Here is a 22,133-nt window from a genome sequence, read left to right on the forward strand (position 1 = left end):
GCCTTTAAAAGTAGCGAATCCACAGGTAGAAGTGGGCAATCAATACGGTGATCAGCATCAATGGGAACGCCCATTTAGCAAATTGCACCATACCAATCGGTTGCTTGGCTTTTTCAGCAAATGCTGCGACAGTCAGGTTGGCGCTCGCGCCAATAAGTGTTCCGTTGCCGCCCAAACAAGCGCCTAATGCCAGCGCCCACCACACCGGGCCAAATTGATCGCCACCAACGTGAGTTGAGGCGGTTTCAAGCAGTGGAATCATTGTCGCGACAAACGGAATATTATCCAAGAATGAGGATAAAATCGCCGAGACCCAAAGTACCGCAAAAGCCATATTCTGCGGATCGCCATTAGTCGCAGCAATCAATTTCTGCCCCATTACGCTGAGTAAGCCGGAGTGTTCTACCGCGCCAACAATGATAAACAAACCGAGGAAGAAGAAAATGGTGATCCATTCCACTTCGGCAAAGGTGTGATGCACATGGTCAGTTTGTTTTTCCGCCGGTTTATGGCCATAAGCGATCAACATCAGCAGTGCAGCGCCAGAAAGGGCAACGGTGCCTGGTTCAATATGTAGTTGATGGCCGACGAAAAACCCGAATAACACCAAACTAAATACCGCGGCACATTTTTTCAGCAGGCCGATGTCTGTGATGGCATCGCGTTCGTCAAAGCGCATAATCCGCGCGCGGGCTTTCAAGCTGGCGCTCAGACGTTTGCGCATGGTTAGCCAAAATAATAAAAGCACCACGACCATGATCATGATTGCTACCGGCGCCATATGCACTAAGAAGTCCATAAACGAGAGGTGTGTGGCAGAGCCGATGATGATATTCGGTGGGTCACCGATCATGGTTGCGGTACCGCCTACGTTTGAGGCAATAATCGTTGCAAAAAGATAAGGAAAGGCGCGGACGCCGAGTTGTTCAGTAATCAGCAGCGTGACCGGGGTGACTAACAGCACGGTCGTCACGTTATCGAGCAAGGCCGAGAATACGGCGGTGATGATGCATAACATCAGCAAGATACCGGTTGGGCTTGCGCGCACGACCTTCGCTGATTTGATTGCGACGTATTGGAATACGCCGGTTTTTGCGGTGATATTCACCAGCATCATCATGCCGATGAGCAAGAATATGGTATTGAAATCGATGCTGTCTACGGCTTGTGCCTGGTTGAGCAGGCCGCAGTAGATCATTAAAAAAGCGCCGAGTAAGGCGATGACGGCGCGGTTGATTTTTTCGCTAATCAAAACAATATAAACAGCGATCAGTATGATCGCGGATAGCCACATGGGGTCTATGCCAAAAATGGCTTGAGCGGTTTCGTGGTTCATGATGAAAACTAGCTAATTAGGTGGATTGAGGTTTGACGTGATCAAGCAGACCATTGATGCTGATGATGCCGAGAAAACGTTGGCTGTCTTCTTCGGCAACAATGACATGCGCATGATGCTGGTGGAGCAAGAAGATTGCTTCCATAATCGAGTCATCAGGCGAACATGTCGGAATTTTACGGTTAATCAAATGGTCTTTGACCGGTTCATGGCCAATCTTGTCGAGCATTTCTTGTAGTTCTTCGACGTTGGTTTTCATGAAATTAAGATCAACCATTTTGCGCCCCATGTTGATCGAAATGGAGCGAGGTAAAAGTGCACGAAGTAGGTTCATCGAGGAAAAGATGCCGACAAAATAGCCATTTTCATCAACCACCGACAGATAGCGTTTACCGCTGTGGTGAACCGCCGCAAGCGCTTCATAGAGCGTTTGATCTGGGTGCAACGTAGTCGGGTTTGCGGTCATGATATCGCGGCAGGTACTTCTCATCAGCAATTCCTCAGTTGATTGGATGAAACAAAACTCATGTGATTGTTAGCATAACGTAACATCATACCGCAAGGATGCCAATCTCCCAACACATAACGCATCCCTTTCTCTTCTTTATGGCTTGCACAGCGGTGGGTATGTCCATGAATAAGGGTGGTGACACCATAATCACGCATGGTGTCATGAACCGCCTGCGATTGAACATCGGTTATCTGCTCGGGTTTTAACGCCCCCCGTTCACGGCTTTCCTGGCGCAACCGTGCCCCGATACTTTGTTTTGCGCGCTTAGGTAGCAGACGATACAGGCCTTGTGTGATCTTGCTGCGCAGCACGCGACGCAAACGTTGATAGCCGACATCATCAAGACACAATAAATCGCCGTGTTCGATCAGGATGCGCTCTTTACCTGCTTCGATCACTTCACGTTCAGGGAGAAGACTCATCGAGCAGCACGCGGCAAACGCCTCACCAAGCAAGAAATCGCGGTTGCCGTGCTGATAATAAATCGGACAATAGGCAGCGAGTTCGGCAATTTTTGCCGCAATCTCTTGCTGGTATGGATTCGCTAGATCATCACCTAACCAATAATCAAATAAATCGCCAAGAATATAAAGCGCATCAGGCGGACTATCTTTTAACGCGCTAAGCGCATCAATAAACGCAGCATTAATCTCAGGCTGTGTGTCGCTTAAATGGCTGTCAGCGAGAAAATAGAGCGTGGCATCGGCAGGATAAGTGTGCATGGGCTTTTGCTCTGTGTTGACAAGCTTATGGCTTGCCAACACGGGTATTGCTACTTAAGAAACGATTTCGCTGCGCTCGATCACCACATCTTCTTTAGGCACATCGCTGTGTCCGGCAAAGCGTCCGGTCGAGACCTTGGCGATCGCATCGACCACATCCATCCCGGCAACGACTTTACCGAATACGGCATAACCCCAGCCGCTGATCGTTTTGCCGCTGTGGTTTAAAAAGTCATTATCGACTAAGTTGATGAAAAATTGTGAGCTTGCTGAGTGTGGGTCTTGTGTGCGCGCCATCGATAGCGTGCCACGTTCGTTTTTAAGACCGTTATCGGCTTCGTTCTCGATCGGTGCGCGGGTAGATTTCTCTTTCAATCCCGGCAGCATACCGCCGCCTTGTAACACAAAGCCTGGGATGACGCGGTGAAAAATCGTGCCATCAAAAAAGCCTTCTTCGGCATAGCTTTGGAAATTGCGTGCGGTATTTGGGGCGTGCTCATGGTCAAGCTCAATGTCAATCACGCCGTGGTTGGTATGAAAACGAATCATGCTGGGTTCTCCTGTAAAGTTGGGTTGGTTTCGTTAATTTCTATCGATTTAATGATAATTGGGGTGCGCGGGACGTCTTGGCTAAACGGCGCCTGAGCGCCGGTCTTGCTTTGGCTAATGGCATCGACCACATCCATGCCGGCAATCACCTGACCGAATACGGCATAACCATAAGGATCATTTGCGCCTTTATCTAAAAACGCATTATCGACCAAGTTGATAAAAAACTGCGCGGTGGCGGAATGGGGGTTGGCTGTGCGCGCCATGGCAATCGTGCCACGCGCATTACTCAAGCCATTATGTGCTTCGTTAGCAATCGGCGCACGAGTGGCTTGTTCGCGTAAAGCACTATCGTAGCCGCCGCCTTGAATCATAAAGCCTGGGATCACACGGTGAAAAATGGTGCCCTCATAGAACCCATCTTCAACATAGCGCAGAAAATTATCGACCGTTGCCGGCGCTTGGTCTTCATTGAGTTCGATAATGATCGCACCTTGATTGGTTGTCATCGTCGCCCACGGTGAGGCAAACGCTGGATTGAGCACAAGGGCGGCAAAAAAAATCAGATAACGCATGTGAGGGTTGCCTCTGCTTAAAGAGGACTTATACTAACAGAGTTTACACCCATGAAAAGAGCCACCATGAGCGCATTGCAGTTTTATAATAGCTTAAGCCGAAAAAAAGAACCTTTTCAGCCGTTGGTTAGCGGCAAAATAGGTCTCTATGTTTGCGGAATGACCGTTTATGATTATTGCCATATTGGCCATGCGCGGGTCATGGTGGTGTTCGATACGATCGCGCGGCACCTGCGCCACAGCGGATATGAGCTCAATTATGTGCGTAATATCACCGATATTGACGATAAAATCATCAAACGTGCGCGCGAAAATAACGAATCGATTGCAACCCTTACTGAGCGCTTTATCGATGCGATGCATGAAGATGAGCAAGCGCTGGGGTGCTTGTTGCCTGATCACGAACCACGCGCCACACAATATGTCAGCGAGATGATTGAGATGATTGCTACGCTGATTGACAAAGGCCATGCCTATGTTGGCGCACAGGGCGATGTGTATTACGCGATTGATTCGTTTGCGAGCTATGGTGCATTGGCGAATCAAAAAATCAGCGATTTGCGCGCCGGTGAACGCATCGATGTCAATGAAGATAAGCGTGATCCGCTCGATTTCGTGCTGTGGAAAAGCGCGAAGCCTGATGAGCCTAGCTGGACGTCACCTTGGGGTGAAGGTCGCCCGGGCTGGCATATTGAATGCTCAGTGATGAGCGCGCATCAGCTTGGCACTCAATTTGATATTCATGGTGGCGGTATGGATTTGAAATTCCCGCACCACGAATGTGAAATCGCGCAAAGTGACGCCGCTTGTGGACACAAAAGTGTTAATTACTGGATCCATAATGGCTTTGTGCAAATCGATAACGAAAAAATGTCTAAATCGCTGGGCAATTTCTTTACCGTGCGCGATGTGCTAGCGCAATTCGACGGCGAAGTGATTCGTTATTTTATGCTCGCCAGCCATTATCGTGGGCCGCTGAACTATAGTGATGCGGGATTGCGCGAAGCACAAAAAGGGCTAAGCCGACTGTATGCCGCTATAGCGCCGTATGCTGAGCAGCGAGGTTCGCTGGATGCTGATTCCCGCTATGTGGCAGATTTTGATGCGGCGATGAATGATGATTTTAATACCCCAAAAGCGCTTTCGGTGTTGTTTGATTTGGCGCGCGCCTTGAATAAAGCCACTGGTGATGAGGCAGCCATATTGACCGCGACTTTGCGCGCTTTAAGCAGTCGCTTGGGCTTATTAACCCGCGACCCTGCAGAAGTGATTAAAGGCAAACAACAATCTGATGGCCTGGATGCACAAACCATCGAGGCACGGATTGCTGAACGCCAACAAGCCAAACAAGCGAAAGACTTCGCAAAAGCCGATGCTATTCGTGATGCACTCGCTGAACAAGGCGTGCTGATTAAAGACACCCCTGAGGGCACAGAGTGGCGGTATCAGTAATAAAATATAGAAGGCGTCATGATGATTAATTTTGAGTTTCTAGCGACCCTTGTTGAAGGGCTAAAACCTTTTTTGTGGTTCTTACCTTTGTTACTCATTGTGGCAATTCTTAAATTACCAGGTGTTAAAGGCTGGTTTGGCGAAAAATGGGTAGAAAAGAAAGCGGTCAAAACGCTGCCCCCTGGCACCTATAGACCTTTTCACAACCTAACATTGGCAGATGCATCAGGTACAACCCAGATTGACCATGTCTATGTTTCACCATTTGGTATTTTTGTTGTTGAAACAAAGAATTATCAAGGTTGGATTTTTGCGCGTGCTTCAGATAAATACTGGACACAAACACTTCGTGGGCGCAAATCACGCTTTCAAAACCCGCTACGCCAAAATTATCGCCACATTAAAGCACTCGAGGCTTGTTTAAATATTGCCGAGACTACTTTTCATTCAGTCATTGTATTTACTGGCAGTGCAACGTTTAAAACGGAATTACCCAAAAACGTATGCACTTTAAAAAATTTCGATGCGTATATCCGGTCATTCCAAGAGCGATTACTGAGTGATGAACAGGTTCAGCAGGCGTGCCAGATATTAAATAAAGAACGTCTTGAAGTAAGTCGTGAAACACACCGTAAACATGTATCGCATTTACGCGATAAACATCGCAAGCATCTCTAGTCAACGGCGCTGACCTTGATATAATGCGTCTTTTACTCAAAGGGCGGCGACATTTATGTGCGGAATTGTCGGGATTGTAGGACAAGGACACGTCAATCAAGGACTTTACGATGCGCTGACGGTGTTACAACATCGTGGGCAAGATGCGGCAGGGATTGTCACCTGCGATAACGGACATTTTTACTTGCGTAAGAGTAATGGTCTGGTGCGTGATGTGTTTCGCGAAAAACACATGCAACGCTTGGTCGGTCATTATGGGATCGGTCATATTCGTTACCCGACCGCCGGTACATCGAGTGCGGCCGAAGCGCAGCCGCTGTATGTGAATTCCCCCTATGGCATTGCTATGGCACACAATGGCAACTTGACCAATACCAGCGAACTCATCCAAGAAATTTACGCCAGCGATTTGCGCCATATCAACACCCGCTCAGACTCCGAAGCGCTGCTCAATGTGTTCGCTCATGAAATGCAAATTCAGCAGCAACTGCGCCCGAATCCTGAGATGATTTTCCATGCCGTCGCGCAAACGCATAAACGCATACGTGGTGCATATGCGGTTTTGGCGCTGGTTAGCGATTATGGTTTGGTGGCGTTCCGTGATCCGAACGGTATTCGCCCGTTGGTTTTTGGTGTACGTGAAAATGCCAATGGACGCAAAGAGTATATGGTCGCCTCAGAAAGCGTCGCCCTGCATACTCAAGGCTATCGCTTGGTACGCGATGTTGAGCCGGGTGAGGCATTGGTGATCACTAAAGAAGGCGAATTATTCACCCAAGTATGCGCTGAAGAAACGCGTCGTGCACCATGCCTGTTTGAATACGTGTATTTTGCGCGTCCTGATTCGACGATTGATGGAATTAACGTGTTTAAAGCGCGTCTACGCATGGGCGAAAAACTCGCCGAACGCATATTACGTGAATGGCCGGAACATGACATTGATGTGGTGATCCCGATTCCTGATACCAGCCGCAGTTCAGCGATTGAATTAGCCAATGCTTTAGGGGTTAAATTCCGCGAAGGCTTTATGAAAAACCGCTATATCGGGCGTACGTTTATCATGCCAGGACAAGCGCTGCGACAAAAATCGGTGCGCCAAAAGCTTAATGCGCTCGATTTGGAGTTTCGTGATAAAAATGTGTTGTTGGTCGATGATTCGATTGTGCGCGGGACGACCAGCGAGCAAATTATTCAAATGGCGCGTGATGCCGGTGCGAAAAAAGTGTATTTTGCTTCAGCCGCGCCGCCAGTGCGTTTTCCAAATGTGTATGGTATCGATATGCCAACCCACGAAGAGTTGATCGCCTACCAGCGCGAAGAAGCGGAAGTGGCGGCAGCGATTGGCGCCGATCGAATGATTTATCAGACGTTGGGTGATTTGATTGATGCGTGTAAAGAAACGCGCCATTGTCTGCCTGATGAATTTGATTGTTCGGTATTTAACGGCTGTTATGTGACCGGCGATATTGATGAGGCGTATCTCGCGCGGATTCTTGAAGAGCGTAAAACGGGGCAAGGTGCGCGCGTCAGCCCGATTGGCAACAAGCCAATTGATATGCAAAACGCTAACGACTGATGACTGATTGCTGGTTTGTCGGACAAGCGCCGTCACAGGCAAAAAATAGCGTGGATAGCGTCGATGACGTGCCACAAGATCATTATCTGCGCTTATACGCTGACGGCGCTTATGCCTTATACGACAAACAGCAGCGCTACCCACCGCTAAGCATCGATTTTGCCGATGCATATTATCGGTTTCGTGGGGGAAAAGAATACTTACCTAAAGCCTTTAAAGGGCTCACGGGTGCGACGATTGCCGATACAACCGCTGGCTGGGGGCGCGATGCCTGGTTGCTCGCCTATCGTGGCTTTAACGTGACGATGATTGAGCGTAATCCTTATCTTGCTTTTTTACTCCAACAAGCGCTCGATCAAGCGCAAGCCAATGCAGCGCTGAGTGAGGTGGCTTCACGCCTGAGCTTGGTGCATGATGACGGGCGTGTCGCTTTGCCTAGTGAAGTCGATGCAGTTTATCTTGACCCGATGTTTCCTGAGCGACGCAAACAGGCCAAGGTGAAAAAACACATGCAGGCACTACACGTGCTGCTTGGTGGCGAAGAAAGCGATGGTGGTGCATTATTAGAAGCGGCGCGCAAGGTGGCCATGCAGCGTGTGGTGGTTAAGCGCCCGCAAGGTGCGCCTTTTGTTGGCGATATGGCGCCACATCACAGTCTAAACGCCCCAAACACGCGCTACGATATTTATTTACCGGGACACACCTAATGCGCACATGGTTACTCCTGGCTGGTGATTACGCGCGCCCACAATGGCAGGTGGCCGCGCAAGATCGTGTGGTGGCGGTTGATGGTGGTATACGCCATGCACAAAGTTTGGCTGTGACGCCCGATTGTTGGATTGGCGATTTTGACAGCACTGATGAAGCGTTGCTCTGTCAATACGCAGCAATCCCGCAACAGCGCCACCCACAAAATAAAGACGCAACCGATGGCGAGCTGGCGCTGTCTGTGGTGCGCCGCGATTACCCACAGACGAAGGAATTAAGCATTGTCGGCGGCTTTGGCGATGAGCTTGATCATGTGTTCGCCAACCTTTGGGTTTTACCGAATTTTGGCTTGCCGGCGGTTTTTTGGGGTCGCGCGCAGCAAGTGATTTTTTTACCAGCGCACGCTCATTTGTGCGCAGAACTCGCCCTAGGCAGTACGATCAGCGTCTTTGCGCTAACCCCACTGCGTGATGTGCACTACGAAGGGCTGGCCTGGCCAGCACCACAAGCAGGAATAGAGCCATTTAGTGCGCTTGCCAGCCGCAACCATAATACCCAAGCGAATATCGACATTGGCTGGCACAGCGGCGATGGGCTGGTCATCATTAACGCACCATTGGATGCGCTAACGATCGATCACCTAGCCAATAAATGATGGCTTGCTGTTTTAAGTATCTGCTTTAGCTATTTTTCGTCGTCTCTTGCCATTGCATCAATGGGATATCCATTTGCGCGATCATATTGCGCTCGAGTTCAGCAAAGGCTCCTCGATTGAGGTTGACGGTGTCTTTTGGCATGGCCAGCACTTGGTAGATGTCGCGCAGTGTGTAGAGGCTGCGTGCTTTACTGAGCATATAGCGCGCAGGGCTGTCGTCTGTGGCGCGAATCAGTTTGCCCTGATGCAGGCGATCGAGCAGGAAGCTGACTTTTTGCGGTGAGCTGTGGAGCTTTTTGCTCAATTCCTCAATATTCGGTGCTTCTTCGGCATGGGCAAAGCGGTGGTCAATCTCGGTCATCACGGCGATGCCGAGCGCCATTTGCTCATCGGCGTACCATTCGTGTTCATCGTACGGTGAGAGCGCATCTGGGAGGTCGATTAAACTCGCCACTTTCGCGCCCATGATGAATAATAGCCATAAGAAATATAACCAAAGCAGCAAAATGATCATGCTTGCAAAGCTCGAATAAATCACAGAATAGTTCGCAGAGCCGGCAATAAAACGGCTGAATAGCCAGGAGACCGGATACCAAAGCAACAAGAAGAATGCTGCACCGGTAAAGGCTGCTTTGAGACTCACGCTGCGGTTAGGGATCCACGCATAACTGCTCGCCATGATGAGAAAAACAATCACCATAGGCAGTAGTCCGGTGAGCAAGCTAAATAGTGTACCGACGCCTGGTAGATGAAGATAAGGTTGCAGCCACGCGGCGTCTTTCATGCCGAGCATCGTCGACATGATTGCGCCAATTAATAATGGCGCGAGCAACACCGCGCTAACATAGCCGCTGATGCGTGCTTTAAGTGCACGTTCGTTTTCCACCCGCCAGATACGATTCAGCGTGGTTTCGATTTTCTGTGCAAGGTTGATCACTGAGATAAATAAAACTGCTACCCCGACAATGCCAAGTCCGCCGGCACTGGTTTGGCTGACGAATTGAATCAGGCGATCGACTACTTCACTGCCGGCATCGCCCATGGGCTCGAACATATTGCGCAGCCAAGGCTCAATCACGCCATTGACACCAAAACCACGAAGTAAAGAGAAGGCAACCGCGAGCAGGGGCACTAAGGTGAGTAAGGTGACATAAACCATCGCCTGCGCTTCGCTCGGCAGGCGTTCTTTGGTGTAGGCACGCAACAGGGCAAAAGGGTAGAATTTAGCCCAGCGCCATGAGATAGGGCCGCGCTCCTGCCACCACTTTTGCCATGTCTCATTGATGCCCACCATAAAAGTCTCCTGCAGAATGTGCTAAACAAGGTTTATAATAAAGTAATCCTTTCTTGAGTGAAAGGTGCTCTATTTATCCTGACGGAGGTTACGATGGTAACGCAAAAAGGCAAATATCAGCACGTATTGTTGGTCACTGATTTAGGTGATGATTGTGATTTGGTGGCTGATCGCGCCACTGCAGTTATTCGCGCAGCGGATAGTGTGCAGATGAGTGTGCTACATGTGGTGGAAGAAACGGTGCTCACCGCTGGTTATGAGATTGTGCCAATTGTCCCAGTGGGCAACGAAATGGAAATGGTGAGTGATGCGAGGGGAAAAATCCAAGCTTTGCTTGATCGCCACGGTATTGAAACAGCCGATATTAACATCGAAACCGCGCTCTCAACGCGTCGTGGTATTTTGGATTATGTTGAAAATAACCATCCTGATTTGATTGTGATTGGTCGCCATAAACGCACAGGGCTTGCCTCATTATTAGGCGCTACAGCTGATGATATTTTACCCGGTGTGGATTGTGATGTGCTGGTGGTTTATTTAGGCGAGCCAAGTTGAGCGACGTCCAATTAATGGCTGAAATCAACCTCAAAGCGCTTGAGCAATTGCTCGGGCGTTTTGGTTTGTGCGTCAGCTTAGTTGCCGATGGCGCGGCGATTCCCGGCACGTATTGGGGCGAGCCAGAGGCCGGTTTGATTACTGATACGCTCTATATCCGTCGCGATACACCGGTGCATTCTGCACTCCATGAAGCCGGGCATTGGATTTGTATGGATGAGGCGCGTCGCGCTGGCTTGCATACTGATGCTGGTGGGACAGTTTTGGAAGAATGTGCAGTCAATTATGTGCAGATTTTGCTCGCTGAGCAGTTAGAAGGCGTTGGCCGCAAGCGTATGCTCGATGATATGAATGCCTGGGGTTACAGCTACCGTGAGGGCAGTGTGCAAGCTTGGTTGAAAGGAGACGCTGCAGACGCTCGAGCATGGTTAGTTGAGCGAAATATGCTCACGCACGATGAGCAGCTGATTACGCAATCTTAAAGTAGTGAACAGCGCAGTATGCCATACTGCGCAACGAATTCATTAATTAACAAGGAGCCTATAATGAATTATACGATGCGATTAAGCGCGGCAGTAGCCTTGGCCGCTACCATGAGTGCAGCCAATGCGCTCAGCTTAGACAACAATACCCAAAAAGCCAGTTATGCGATTGGTGCAGATATGGGGCAATCGCTACAGGAATTTGGTGGCGGCAGCATCGACATTGAGGCAGTGACTGCTGGTCTTAGTGCGTCTTATAAAGGTGAAGACCTGGCTTTGACACCTGAAGAGATGGAAGGCGCGATTAAGGCTTTTGGTGAAGAACGCATGGCAGAAATGGAAAAAGAAGTTGCCGAAATTGCTGAGAAAAACCGCGAAGAAGGTGAGGCCTTTTTAGCAGAAAACAAAGAGAAAGAAGGCGTAGAAGTTACCGAGTCTGGTTTGCAGTATAAAATGCTTGAAGAAGGCGAAGGGGCACAACCTGATCCAGCTTCTGACGTCACGGTGAACTACGAAGGTCGCTTGATTGATGGTACGGTTTTTGATAGCTCTTATGAGCGCGGTGAGCCGGTTAGCTTTACCCTGGATCGTGTCATCTCTGGCTGGCAAGAAGGCTTGCAGTTGATGAAAGAAGGCAGCAAATATACCTTCTTTATCCCATCAAATTTAGCCTATGGCGAAAATGGTGCGGGTGCGCAAGTGCCACCAAATGCAACCTTAGTCTTTGACGTTGAGCTGATTTCAGTTAACTCAGTGCAAGCGGATGCAGAAGTAGTTAGCGAAGAAGCGGCGAAATAAACGTCTATTCGTGATCGATATAAAGCGGTGTTAAACCACCGCTTTTTTTATACCTTTTAAGCGATGAATGAAGCAGGGATAAGGTTATTTATCGTGTTCTTCCCAAAGGACTTCGATCGGGTTACGACGTCGCTCGTAATGGGTCACAAAGGCGACTGCAGTGATAATCATCGCTGATCCGATCCATAATTGACCCGGCGGTACCCAGCCAAAGACCAGATAACCACCGAGTACATTTAACGGAAGCTTGGCGTGGTCAAAAGGCTGGACAAACGATGCATCAGCCACTGAATACGCTTTAGCAATCGCCCATTGAGCGATGGCGGTCAGCATCCCGATTAAGATGAGTAATGTCCATGGCTGCCAGGTATTGGGTACGACCAAATGTGGCAGGCCAAAAATCAGGTCAAACGGCAGCATAAGCACTAAAAGATAAAAAACAATCGTGGTTGGGGTGTCGCGGCTGACGGTAAATTTGGTCAGCAGCGATGCTGATGCCCAAAAAAAGGCCGCGCCTAATGGCAGTAAGCTCGCCCACATAAACGCATCTGACCAAGGCTCTAAAATCAGCATTGCGCCGGCAAAACCAACTAAGGTGGCGAACCAGCGGACGGTGCTGACTGATTCGCGCAGTAATAAGCCCGAGCCAATGGTGGCAAATAGGGGCGAGGTCATAAGTAGCGCAATCCCCTGCCAGATCGGTACAGGATAGGCGAGCGCCCAAGTCCATAATTGAATGCCAATGACCGACACACCCACGCGTAACACGTGTAACAGGCGAAAATCAGAGCTCATCGCGGTGCGAATCGCGCCTTTTTTGATTAACGGCACAAATAGCAATAAGGCGATGCCGTATTGATAGAGCACAGCCGAGCCAGAGTTAATCTGGTGATTGATGCCGAGGTATTGTAAGGAGGTGTTGATGATGGCAAACGTTAAGCCGGCCGTCATCATCCATAGCGCTCCTTGAAGCGGACGATGAATGTGTGACATGGATGATTTATCAATAAAAACGCGTCTATGATACGCCAAAATGCCCAGTGATGTGCGGCTGCTTTGCCTAGCGCGCGGCGATCAACGAAAAAGCCCCAACCGATGGCTGGGGCTTGTTTGGCAGAGGCCAGTGTTTAGAGCGTTGGCCAGGCTTTTGGATCAACCCCTTTGCCAATCACTGGGAAGTTAGCTGGATTGAAATCGAGTTGCATAATCCCTTTGCTTTGGATTTGTCGCTCGTAGTCTTTGAGTACACGTAGCGCCAGATGACCGAGCAAGAGAATCGCAATCAAGTTGATCACAGCCATCATACCCATCGCGAGATCAGCATAAGCCCAGACTTGCGATAGGTCAGCAACACTACCGAGATAAACCACGCCGAGTACGAGGAAACGGAAAATAATCACCGCTACATTAGCGTTTCGCTCACCAGCAATATAAGCAATATTCGATTCACCGTAAGAATAGTTACCTAACACAGAGGTAAAAGCAAAGAAGAACAGTGCGATGCTGATGTAATGTGCGCCCCAGCTGCCGATAAATGATGACAGTGCATTTTGCGTCAGTGTAATACCTTTCACGCCTTCGGCTACATAATATTCTGGGCCAGCAAGGATGATGATCACAGCGGTCACGGTACAAATCAGCAGCGTATCAACAAACACACCAAACATTTGCATAAAGCCTTGCACGGCTGGGTGTTTTGGCACAGTGGTTGCGGCTGCGGCAATATTTGGTGCAGAACCCATACCGGCTTCGTTAGAGAATAGACCACGTTTAATACCATTAAGCATCGCAGCAGCCAGGCCACCGAAAAAGCCGCCAACGGCTTGATCCAAACCAAATGCGCTCTTATAGATAACCATTAATGCGCCCGGCACTTTGTCCAAATTGGTGATCAAGATAAACATGCCGATTAAGATATAGCCTAAGGCCATCAACGGTACGATCACTTCAGATACTTGCCCAACGCGGTGTACACCGCTGAAAATAATCGGCGCAACGAGTAACACCAAACCAATACCGATCCATTTAACGTCCCAGCCCATGGTTTCATTGAGCGCATCGGCAATGGTGTTCGCTTGTGCGGCGTTAAAGGCAAAGCCGAATGCGATCAACAGACAAATCGCAAACACAATCCCTAACCAGCGTTGCTTCAGTCCACGCTCGATGTAATAAGCTGGTCCACCGCGGAATTGTCCGGGTTTCTCACCAGCCACTTTATAGACTTGACCTAAGGTCGATTCGATAAACGCAGTTGCCATGCCGACCAAAGCGGTAATCCACATCCAGAATACGGCCCCTGGGCCACCAAGAGTGATCGCGATCGCAACCCCTGCGAGGTTCCCTGTACCAACGCGTGCGGCTAAGGAAGTTGCCAGCGCTTGGAATGAGGACACACCGTGCTCTAAGCCACCACCACTACGGCTATGTTTGATTAGGCCAATGCTGTGCGCAAACATACGTACTTGTACAAAACGGGTGAGAACTGAAAAATACAGACCTGCACCAATCAATAATACAATCAGTACTTTTCCCCAAAGTAGTCCGTTTGCGATATCGACGTATCCATGGATTGAGGCAATGAAATCCGCCATGGTCACTCTCCTGTATGGTTCTAATAGAAAGGCGGCAATATAACAGTTTATTCATGTTACGTCATTAAATAAATGGGCGAAAAATAAGAGAGTTAATTCTCATTTAGCTCACTAAGCGTTAATTATTCGCGGTCTTTTCCTACGCTATGCTGCACCTAACGTTAACTTAAGGAGAAAATAATGTTTAAAACACACTATGGTTTATTACTTGCCGCTGCAGGTTTGAGCGTGGGATCGATCGCACAAGCGGCGCAGTGTGGTGGTGAAGTACAATTTGCTAAAGGCATGAGCAGTACGCAGTTGCAAGGCGAGGTTGCCGGTGATGAAATTTGCACCTACACATTTCGCGCTAAAGAAGGCCAGCAATTGAACGTATCGTTTGCTGAAGGGAATCGTACACAAGCTTTTTTATACCGCCCTGTTTCAAAAGCGCTTAGTGACGACCAGCCATTTATCTTGCCAGAATCAGGACAATATGAGCTGCGCGTTGGCCTAACGCGTAACGATGCGCGTAAATACACTAACCCGCAAGCCTTTAGTATGGATCTTTCGATTACTGCGGCAGAAGAGGCCAGTGCGCTGACCACCCTGGCACAAAATGCGGCTCAACAAGGCAATCAGGTTTATCAAGGGGTGTTACCGTGTGCAAGCTGTAGCGGTATTGAATATACGCTAACACTCAATGCTGATGGCAGCTACGCTTTAGAAGAGATCTATCAGGGTCAAGGTGAAGAAGGTACGTTTACGAGTCAAGGGCAATACGCCCAAGATGGCGCTGTGATCACCTTAACCAACAGTAAAGACGCTGGCGAGAAGCGCTACCTTTATCAAAAAGATAGTGAAGCATTCCTGATTACTGAAGAAAATGTCGCAGCTATTGAAGGTATGTTACAAGGTAACTATCGTCTAAAATTAGCACAATAATCCAAACCACCAGCTATAGCGCGGTATTGCCGCGTTATAGCTGAGTTTTATTTTGATGTGAACAGCTGTGCGCTAGTTGATAAACGGTTCGACGAGTGCGCGCACTGCCGCGCTGTCCTCACATTCGAGTGCTTGATCGAGTAGCGCGCGGCATTCTTTATAAGACAACTGGTTGATGGCGTATTTCACTGCAGGCAATCCTAAGCCCGAAATCGATAATTCATCCAAACCCATGCCGACTAATAGCGGCGTGGCTTCAAGCTGTCCGCCCATTTCACCACACACCCCAACCTCAATGCCTGCCGCCTGTCCAGCGCGACATGTCTCATCCATCAAACGCAATACGGCTGGATGTAAGCTGTCGTAAAGTGAAGCAATGCGGGTATTGCCGCGGTCGACGGCCAGCGTATATTGGGTCAGATCATTGGTGCCGATGCTGAAGAAATCAGCGTGACGCGCCAGTTGTTTGGCAATCAGTGCTGCGGCTGGCGTTTCTACCATAATACCTACAGGCAGCGCTTGTGCCACAGCAACGCCTGCTTTTTCGAGGGCGCTACGCTGCTCAGCAATCGCTTGTTTAACAAAATGAATTTCACCTACATTATCGACCATCGGGATCATGATACGTAAGTTGCCATGCACACCTGCGCGTAGTGCGGCACGAATCTGACTGTGGAAAATCTCGCGGTTATCCGCATAAAGACGGACGCCGCGCCAACCGAGGAACGGATTATCCTCATCCTGAAAGTCCATATAAGACAGTGGTTTATCACCACCAATATCAAGTAAGCGCAGAATAACCGGTTGGCCGTCTAAGTGTTCGATGGCTTTGCGATAGACTTGGTATTGTGCTTCTTCATCGGGGGCGCTGGCGGCTTCCATAAACAAGAATTCGCTACGAAACAGGCCAATCCCTTCGCTGCCGTTGTCCTCAACTAAATGCAGGTTGGCATCGGAGCCGATGTTAGAGAATAGCGCAAAGTGTTTGCCATCGGTAGTGATGGCCGGTTTGCCGTAGAGTTTGGCATATTGCGCTTCTCGGCGGTGTTGTTCATCGGCCAACGCTTGATAGTATTTGCTGGTCCCGGCATCAGGGGCGACGATATACGTTCCGGTGGCGCCATCAATCAGCGCCCTGTCGCCATCTTGGGCGCTTTCCATCACCTGTTTGACCCCCATCACCGCAGGCAGGCCGATGTTGCGCGCTAAAATCGCCACATGACTGGTTAGGCCGCCTTTTTCTAAAACAAAACCACGAACATGATTGATATCAAGCTGTGCGGTTTGGCTAGGGCTTAAGTCCTCGGCAACGATGATGCTGTCATTAGGCACATCGACAAGCGAAGCAAACGGTAGATCGTTGAGTGCCAGCAACAGGTTGTTTTGAATATCAAGAAATTCGGCAGCGCGTTCACGCAAATAAGGGTCATCGAGGGCACGCATGGTCTCTGCGGCCTCATCAAGGTATTGCTTGACTGCTGCAGTTGCACTGACGCAGTCATCAGCAATCAACGCTTCAATATCGCCAATCAATTCTTCATCATCGAGGAGTTCGCGGTGGCTAGCAAAAATTTCCGCCTCTTCTTCGCCTTGTTCGGCAAGCACTCGCGCAAATACTTGTGCTAAATACGCATCAACTTTTTCCCGCGCAGCATGAAAGCGCTGCTGCTCGTCAGCGGCCTGTTCTTTAGCAATCGGCTGAGTGTCTATATCAGGCTGTGTCGGGCGGAAAAACCACAGTGAACCGCTGGCAATGCCGGGCGATGCGGCTAGACCTTGATGCGTTTGCATGCGAACTCCTTAATCGTTGGTCTGGGTAATTTCTCTGGATTGCTCCTGGTAAAAGCAATGATTCAATTGAAGTCTAAAAATGTGGCTTGACCCTTACTCGTCGAGGTTTTCGATAAACGCAACTAAGGCGGTAAGCGCTTCGTTCTCGTCTTCACCTGAAACTTGTAAGATTAAGCTATCGCCTTGGCTTAGGCCAGCTTGGAGTAATTTCATCAGCGATTTGCCGTTATAGCTGTTGCCAGCTTTAATCACTTCGACACTGCTCGCAAAATTCTTGGCCTGACGGACAAAATTTCTCGCGGGACGCGCGTGGAGTCCTGAGGCATTTTTTAAGGTCAGCTGTTGTTCTTGCATAAAAATCTCCTATAAATCTCCTATAAAAAGGGTGGCGGTTTATTGCACACTTTATTTTCGTATAGATAGGTCTAAAATACCATTTTTTCTTAATTCAGCTCAATGAGCGGCCGCGGTTTTACGCCGTCAGGGCGATTGCGGCAACCATTTTCGCTGACTGCTTGGCGGCGTGTTCTAAAAAGACCTCAAAGGATTGCGAGGCCTCTTCACTAGCGTTATCTGAAATCGCGCGGATGACGCTAAAGGGGACATCATAGCGATAGCAGGTTTGCGCAATCGCTGCGGCTTCCATGTCGATGGCAAGTACATCAGGAAAGGTCTCTTTGATGCGCGCTAAGGCCTCACCGCCATGAATAAATTGATCGCCGCTGGCGATTGTGCCTTGGTGGACAATGCTGGAAAACACGCCCGCAGCAATAGAGGCTTTTTGATTCAGCGACGCGTCGCTGGTATAAGTTTCAGGCATTTGCGCCATTTGCCCTGGTGCGTAGCCAAAGGCCTGCACATCAACATCATGATGTAAGGTTTGCTTAGCGACCACGACATCGCCAACCTGAAGCTGCGGTTGAATACCGCCGGCTGAACCGGTATTGATAATCGCTTTTGGCTGGTAGCGCTCAATGAGGATGGTGGTGCCGATTGCGGCGTTCACTTTACCAATCCCGCACTGCATGATGACCACGGAAACGTCATTCAGCTTACCGCTGTGTATGGTGATGCCAGCAATCGTTTCTTGTTTGGCTTTTTTGAGTTCGGCAGCGAGCAGCGCCACTTCCTGCTCCATGGCGCCGATAATCGCAATCGGTTGTGCACTCATGCAAATATTTCCGTCCATGCCGCACGCTGATCTAGCAGCTCTTGGGCAAGCGCTTTAGCGCCTTCTAAGCTGTGACTGGCCGCCCAGCCACACTGCACTTCATTACACGCTGGCACTTTATCTGCCTCAAGCACGTCTTTTAATGTGGCTTCAATCAGATCTAAAGCGCTTTGATATTCTGGTTCGTTGATCAATGAAATGTAGAACCCGGTCTGACAGCCCATTGGGCCAATATCGAGCACATGCTCGCTATGATTGCGCGCGAGTTCGGCGAGTAAATGCTCTAAGGAATGTAGCGCAGGCATCTCCATATGCGCCTGGTTCGGTTGTTTGACGCGCAAATCGTATTTATAGATCACATCGCCGTGCTCACCCTGTTTTTTATCTGCGAGGCGCAGATAAGGGGCTTTGACTTTTGTATGATCAAGGTTAAAACTTTCGACATTCATTGTTTTATTCATCAGCGTTTTCCTTAAGTTCCAGTTCAATAATGTGTGGCACTATAACGAAAAAACGCAGCTATCACCATGTTGCGGAATGAGCATCTCTTTAACAGCTGATATCAATCATTAGTTAATCATGGGTAAATAAGCCCATATTATTGGCTGATTTTCTGTCATAATCTGCGCAACGGTTGACCGATGGGGATTTATGAAAAAAATTATTTTACTGGCGTTGTTAGTCATCACAGTGATTTTGATGCTGCTGCCTTTCTGGGCCGGGCATAAAACAGAAGCATTTATCAATGAGCAAGTCACGCGTGTGCAGGTGTTTCTTGATGAAAGAAACTTACCGGTCATCATAGAGGTTAGCGACTATCAGCGCGGTTTTTTCCGCTCTCAAGCTGAGGTGCGCATGACCTCAACCGAAGACGATAGCGATAAACCGGTGGTGGTTCGCATCGATACCGTGCATGCCCCGTTTACCCGTAGTGGAAGCGATTGGATACGCGGCACTTTGCGTGTTGATGATGAGGCCTTTGCTGATATGCCACCGGTTGATGTTGCGTTGTCTTTGGGTAACACACTACGCGTTGGCCAGGATTATCCGCCTTTAACAGATAATGAAGGCTACCGTGCAATTGCTGAAGAGACATTCGGTGGAAGAATCCTGCCGGATAGTGTTTTACTTGAAGATGATTTTGAGGATCGATACAAAACGCTGCTGGTTCATGATGGGATTAACTGGTCACTTTCCGGTCCGGCTGACTCATTTCCTTGGGAAAGCGATGGAGTGTTAGCGTTTTCTGAATTCACTTTTCGTGATGGTTTAAGTGGGTTCCACATCTCACCGTTTACGTTGAACGTTCGCATCCATCCTGAAACGGGTATTCGGGTATCTTCCCCAGAGATTGGCTATCGTTTGACCCTGACCGAGAATACCTTCCGTCCTTCTTATGGTGATAATGTGTCGGTGACGATGAAGGCAAGCTATCAGGATTATGTGCTTAATCTGCCAAAAATCCTCATCGATGAAACGCCGCATTTTGCCGGTATTGAGGCAAGTGTTAATCGGTTTGTGGTCGGAACCATACCGCCGATGGTGGAACTGAGCACCAATAGCTATCGCTCGTATCTGCGCTTATATGAAGACAACGAGCAAGAAGGGCTTTATCGCCTGTCTTATGAGCTGAACATGAACGAGATTGAGGTAATAGCGCCGATGATTGCGATGTATGCGGGGCTGGTGCCTAACGATATTAATGCTTCGATTACCTTATCTGGGCTTAATCAGAAGACCGTGGTCGCGTTTTATGAGGCGATTAACGAGATGCTCGATTATAGCAAGGTAGCGCTTGATGATGAGGAACGTAACGAGCAGTGGGATCGAGTATGGGCTGAAAACCTGCAACCTGTTTTAGAAGAAAATATCATCAACGAAGAGTTGAGCGTTAGTGGATCGATTAAGCTGCTTAATCAAACAAACCATGTATTGCTCGCTGGTGAAGTGCTAGAGCATGTAGAAAGTCAAGAAGAGATGGCTTTGTTAAATGCTGATGTTGGCGAGCTGAGTGAGCGTGAACAACACGACAGACTCAAGCTGATGGATGGCAGCTATGGCAGCATTCGTATCAGTGAAGCGATTGTCTCGACCCTGTCGCGCTTAGATAACAGTATAGAGCGCTTACCGCTGCCGTTTGTGTTGCAAGATGGCGAGTACCGACTTGATGGCAGGATCGAAGACGGTAAGCCGTGGCTAAACGGCGAGGAACAGCCGATCTCTGCACGCTGATGAACCAACAATGCTTTGATGTTGTCATTATTGGTGGTGGTGCCGCGGGGAGTTTTTGTGCGATTCACGCGGCGGCGCGTGGTTTGCGCGTGGCAGTGATTGAGCAAAACAGTGATATTGGCGCAAAAATTCGCGTTTCTGGCGGCGGGCGCTGCAACCTCAGTAACCTGTATATTGATCCGAGTGCTTATCTCTCCGATAATCCGAATTTTTGCCGCTCCGCGTTAGCGCGTTACACACAATGGGATGCTTTGGCGTGGTTTGATGCCGCTGGGCTTAGCTATCATGAAAAAACGCTGGGGCAACTCTTTTGTGATCAACGTAGCCGCGGAGTGATCGCTGCGTTACGCGATGCGATGGACGTGCATGGTGTGGTGTTTTATGACCAAGCACCGCTAGCAACCCTTGAACAGCTTAGCATTGGTTTTCGCATCACCACGTCACACAGTGAACTGATGGCTGATCAGGTGGTGATTGCCTGCGGTGGGCCTTCATTTGCGAAATTGGGCGGCAGTGATTTAGCCTCTAGATTGGCCAAACAATTCGCCTTGCGTAATATCCCTTTTCGTCCAGCGCTCGTACCATTAACGTTGTCAGAACCACTCACCGAGCTTAGTGGTGTGAGTACGGAAGTGGTTATTCATTGTGGTGGCGCGCCACATTTTCGTGAACAACTGCTGTTTACCCATCGTGGGTTAAGTGGGCCGGCGGTGCTGCAAATATCGTCATATTGGCGTAAAGGACAGACGATTACGGTTGATTTTTTACCCAGTCAGCGCGAGATTTTACAGGCGGCGAAAGCCCGTCAACCGCAGCAAACGATTGCTCAAGTGCTGCGTGCGCACCTGCCCAATGCGTTAGCGAATTATCTTGGCCAAGAAATGAGTGAACAACCATTGCAGCATGTTGGCAATCGCGCACTTGCTGAATACGACGCTCGCTTGCATGCGTGGCCATTTTTGCCAAGTGGCAGCGAAGGAATGCGTAAAGCTGAAGTATGTACTGGTGGGATTGATACGCGCGAGCTCGACCCACGCAGTTTTGCCGTTAAATCTGTCCCCGGGCTTTATGCGATTGGTGAGGCGGTCGATGTGACCGGTTGGCTTGGGGGGTATAATTTTCAGTGGGCTTGGTCGTCTGCTTGGTGCTGTGCCCAAGCCCTAGGTAAAAGTACTTAGAAAAGAGCGCTTAAGATTTCTTGACGAATTCGGATTTCAACATCATTGCGCTGCCGTCAATTTTGCAGTCGATGTTGTGATCGCCATCTGGTACCAGGCGGATATTCTTCACTTTTGTACCTTGTTTGAGGGACTGTGAACTGCCTTTGAGTTTAAGCGCTTTAATCAGGGTGACGGTATCGCCATCGCTGAGCTCGGTGCCGTTAGCATCGAGCACTTTTGTGCCACTGTCTAACTCAGTTTGTGAATTCCATTCAAACGCACATTCTGGGCACACAAAATTCATCCCATCGTCGTAGCAATAATCGCACTGACATTTTGGACATACTAATTCGCTCATTTTCCTTACCTCAAG

Annotated in this window: 24 protein-coding genes; 11 read left to right on the top strand and 13 right to left on the bottom strand. The window is 49.1% G+C overall.

Annotated elements, in window-relative coordinates; all coding sequences use genetic code 11:
- Positions 1-4: 4 nt before the first annotated feature.
- From L0B52_RS06555 to L0B52_RS06575, 5 genes are read right to left on the bottom strand one after another with little or no spacing between them, the layout of a single operon-like run.
- A complete protein-coding gene (locus tag L0B52_RS06555) occupies positions 5-1,336 on the bottom strand; it encodes an SLC13 family permease (protein ID WP_235063931.1) in 1,332 nt (443 codons plus the stop codon).
- A 16-nt stretch (positions 1,337-1,352) separates the two neighbouring features.
- Positions 1,353-1,826 carry a CBS domain-containing protein gene (locus tag L0B52_RS06560; RefSeq protein ID WP_235063932.1) on the bottom strand — a complete coding sequence of 158 codons (474 nt, stop codon included), beginning with the start codon at positions 1,824-1,826 and terminating at the stop codon, positions 1,353-1,355.
- The gene (locus tag L0B52_RS06565) at positions 1,826-2,569 is read right to left on the bottom strand and encodes a UDP-2,3-diacylglucosamine diphosphatase (protein WP_235063933.1); all 744 of its coding nucleotides are present in this window, start codon (positions 2,567-2,569) and stop codon (positions 1,826-1,828) included. Before L0B52_RS06565 ends, L0B52_RS06560 begins: the two co-directional genes overlap by 1 nt.
- Before the next feature lie 54 nt (positions 2,570-2,623).
- Positions 2,624-3,118: a peptidylprolyl isomerase gene (locus L0B52_RS06570; protein ID WP_235063934.1), complete on the bottom strand. Its 495-nt coding sequence runs from the start codon at positions 3,116-3,118 to the stop codon at positions 2,624-2,626.
- A complete protein-coding gene (locus tag L0B52_RS06575; protein WP_409202291.1) occupies positions 3,115-3,693 on the bottom strand; it encodes a peptidylprolyl isomerase in 579 nt (192 codons plus the stop codon). Before L0B52_RS06575 ends, L0B52_RS06570 begins: the two co-directional genes overlap by 4 nt.
- A 66-nt stretch (positions 3,694-3,759) precedes the next feature.
- Between L0B52_RS06575 and cysS the strand changes: the two genes are divergently transcribed.
- From cysS to L0B52_RS06600, 5 genes are read left to right on the top strand one after another with little or no spacing between them, the layout of a single operon-like run.
- A complete protein-coding gene (cysS, locus tag L0B52_RS06580; protein ID WP_235063935.1) occupies positions 3,760-5,145 on the top strand; it encodes a cysteine--tRNA ligase in 1,386 nt (461 codons plus the stop codon).
- An 18-nt stretch (positions 5,146-5,163) separates the two neighbouring features.
- Positions 5,164-5,823: a nuclease-related domain-containing protein gene (locus tag L0B52_RS06585; RefSeq protein WP_235063936.1), complete on the top strand. Its 660-nt coding sequence runs from the start codon at positions 5,164-5,166 to the stop codon at positions 5,821-5,823.
- 55 nt (positions 5,824-5,878) lie between these two features.
- Positions 5,879-7,399: an amidophosphoribosyltransferase gene (purF, locus tag L0B52_RS06590; protein WP_235063937.1), complete on the top strand. Its 1,521-nt coding sequence runs from the start codon at positions 5,879-5,881 to the stop codon at positions 7,397-7,399.
- Complete coding sequence (locus L0B52_RS06595) at positions 7,399-8,106, top strand: class I SAM-dependent methyltransferase (RefSeq protein WP_235063938.1); 708 nt, start codon at positions 7,399-7,401, stop codon at positions 8,104-8,106. The genes purF and L0B52_RS06595 overlap by 1 nt, the downstream gene beginning before the upstream one ends.
- Positions 8,106-8,762, top strand: coding sequence for a thiamine diphosphokinase (locus L0B52_RS06600; protein WP_235063939.1), 657 nt, complete (start codon positions 8,106-8,108; stop codon positions 8,760-8,762). Before L0B52_RS06595 ends, L0B52_RS06600 begins: the two co-directional genes overlap by 1 nt.
- A 25-nt stretch (positions 8,763-8,787) precedes the next feature.
- Here the strand turns inward: L0B52_RS06600 and L0B52_RS06605 are convergent, their stop codons facing one another.
- On the bottom strand, positions 8,788-10,056 hold the full coding sequence (locus tag L0B52_RS06605; protein ID WP_235063940.1) for a YihY/virulence factor BrkB family protein: 1,269 nt from the start codon (positions 10,054-10,056) through the stop codon (positions 8,788-8,790).
- 93 nt (positions 10,057-10,149) lie between these two features.
- On the opposite strand from L0B52_RS06605, the gene L0B52_RS06610 reads away from it, so the two are divergent.
- From L0B52_RS06610 to L0B52_RS06620, 3 genes are all read left to right on the top strand, one after another.
- Complete coding sequence (locus L0B52_RS06610) at positions 10,150-10,611, top strand: universal stress protein (RefSeq protein ID WP_235063941.1); 462 nt, start codon at positions 10,150-10,152, stop codon at positions 10,609-10,611.
- The gene (locus L0B52_RS06615; protein ID WP_235063942.1) at positions 10,608-11,093 is read left to right on the top strand and encodes a hypothetical protein; all 486 of its coding nucleotides are present in this window, start codon (positions 10,608-10,610) and stop codon (positions 11,091-11,093) included. The genes L0B52_RS06610 and L0B52_RS06615 overlap by 4 nt, the downstream gene beginning before the upstream one ends.
- Positions 11,094-11,156: 63 nt before the next feature.
- Complete coding sequence (locus L0B52_RS06620) at positions 11,157-11,891, top strand: FKBP-type peptidyl-prolyl cis-trans isomerase (protein WP_235063943.1); 735 nt, start codon at positions 11,157-11,159, stop codon at positions 11,889-11,891.
- 84 nt (positions 11,892-11,975) lie between these two features.
- Here L0B52_RS06620 and L0B52_RS06625 read toward each other — a convergent pair whose 3' ends face one another.
- Complete coding sequence (locus L0B52_RS06625; RefSeq protein ID WP_235063944.1) at positions 11,976-12,845, bottom strand: DMT family transporter; 870 nt, start codon at positions 12,843-12,845, stop codon at positions 11,976-11,978.
- A gap of 173 nt (positions 12,846-13,018) precedes the next feature.
- The gene (locus L0B52_RS06630) at positions 13,019-14,482 is read right to left on the bottom strand and encodes a sodium:alanine symporter family protein (RefSeq protein ID WP_235063945.1); all 1,464 of its coding nucleotides are present in this window, start codon (positions 14,480-14,482) and stop codon (positions 13,019-13,021) included.
- A gap of 180 nt (positions 14,483-14,662) precedes the next feature.
- Here L0B52_RS06630 and L0B52_RS06635 point away from each other — a divergent pair, with 180 nt between their 5' ends.
- Complete coding sequence (locus tag L0B52_RS06635) at positions 14,663-15,406, top strand: copper resistance protein NlpE (protein WP_235063946.1); 744 nt, start codon at positions 14,663-14,665, stop codon at positions 15,404-15,406.
- Between the two features lie 72 nt (positions 15,407-15,478).
- Here L0B52_RS06635 and ptsP read toward each other — a convergent pair whose 3' ends face one another.
- From ptsP to L0B52_RS06655, 4 genes are all read right to left on the bottom strand, one after another.
- The gene (gene ptsP, locus L0B52_RS06640) at positions 15,479-17,197 is read right to left on the bottom strand and encodes a phosphoenolpyruvate--protein phosphotransferase (protein ID WP_235063947.1); all 1,719 of its coding nucleotides are present in this window, start codon (positions 17,195-17,197) and stop codon (positions 15,479-15,481) included.
- Positions 17,198-17,290: 93 nt separating this feature from the next.
- Positions 17,291-17,551: an HPr family phosphocarrier protein gene (locus L0B52_RS06645; protein WP_235063948.1), complete on the bottom strand. Its 261-nt coding sequence runs from the start codon at positions 17,549-17,551 to the stop codon at positions 17,291-17,293.
- A gap of 118 nt (positions 17,552-17,669) precedes the next feature.
- Positions 17,670-18,368 (bottom strand): 5'-methylthioadenosine/adenosylhomocysteine nucleosidase, encoded by a 699-nt coding sequence (locus tag L0B52_RS06650; RefSeq protein ID WP_235063949.1) that lies wholly within the window; start codon positions 18,366-18,368, stop codon positions 17,670-17,672.
- A complete protein-coding gene (locus L0B52_RS06655) occupies positions 18,365-18,829 on the bottom strand; it encodes an S-ribosylhomocysteine lyase (protein ID WP_235063950.1) in 465 nt (154 codons plus the stop codon). Before L0B52_RS06655 ends, L0B52_RS06650 begins: the two co-directional genes overlap by 4 nt.
- A 190-nt stretch (positions 18,830-19,019) precedes the next feature.
- Here L0B52_RS06655 and L0B52_RS06660 point away from each other — a divergent pair, with 190 nt between their 5' ends.
- Positions 19,020-20,600, top strand: coding sequence for a DUF945 family protein (locus L0B52_RS06660; protein WP_235063951.1), 1,581 nt, complete (start codon positions 19,020-19,022; stop codon positions 20,598-20,600).
- Positions 20,561-21,778, top strand: a complete 1,218-nt coding sequence (locus L0B52_RS06665; RefSeq protein ID WP_235063952.1) for an aminoacetone oxidase family FAD-binding enzyme — start codon at positions 20,561-20,563, stop codon at positions 21,776-21,778. The genes L0B52_RS06660 and L0B52_RS06665 overlap by 40 nt, the downstream gene beginning before the upstream one ends.
- Before the next feature lie 10 nt (positions 21,779-21,788).
- Here L0B52_RS06665 and L0B52_RS06670 read toward each other — a convergent pair whose 3' ends face one another.
- The gene (locus tag L0B52_RS06670; RefSeq protein ID WP_235063953.1) at positions 21,789-22,118 is read right to left on the bottom strand and encodes a zinc ribbon domain-containing protein YjdM; all 330 of its coding nucleotides are present in this window, start codon (positions 22,116-22,118) and stop codon (positions 21,789-21,791) included.
- Positions 22,119-22,133: the final 15 nt, after the last annotated feature.

Origin of the sequence: Suttonella sp. R2A3 (assembly GCF_021513215.1) — a bacterium.
Lineage (GTDB): Bacteria > Pseudomonadota > Gammaproteobacteria > Cardiobacteriales > Cardiobacteriaceae > JAHUUI01.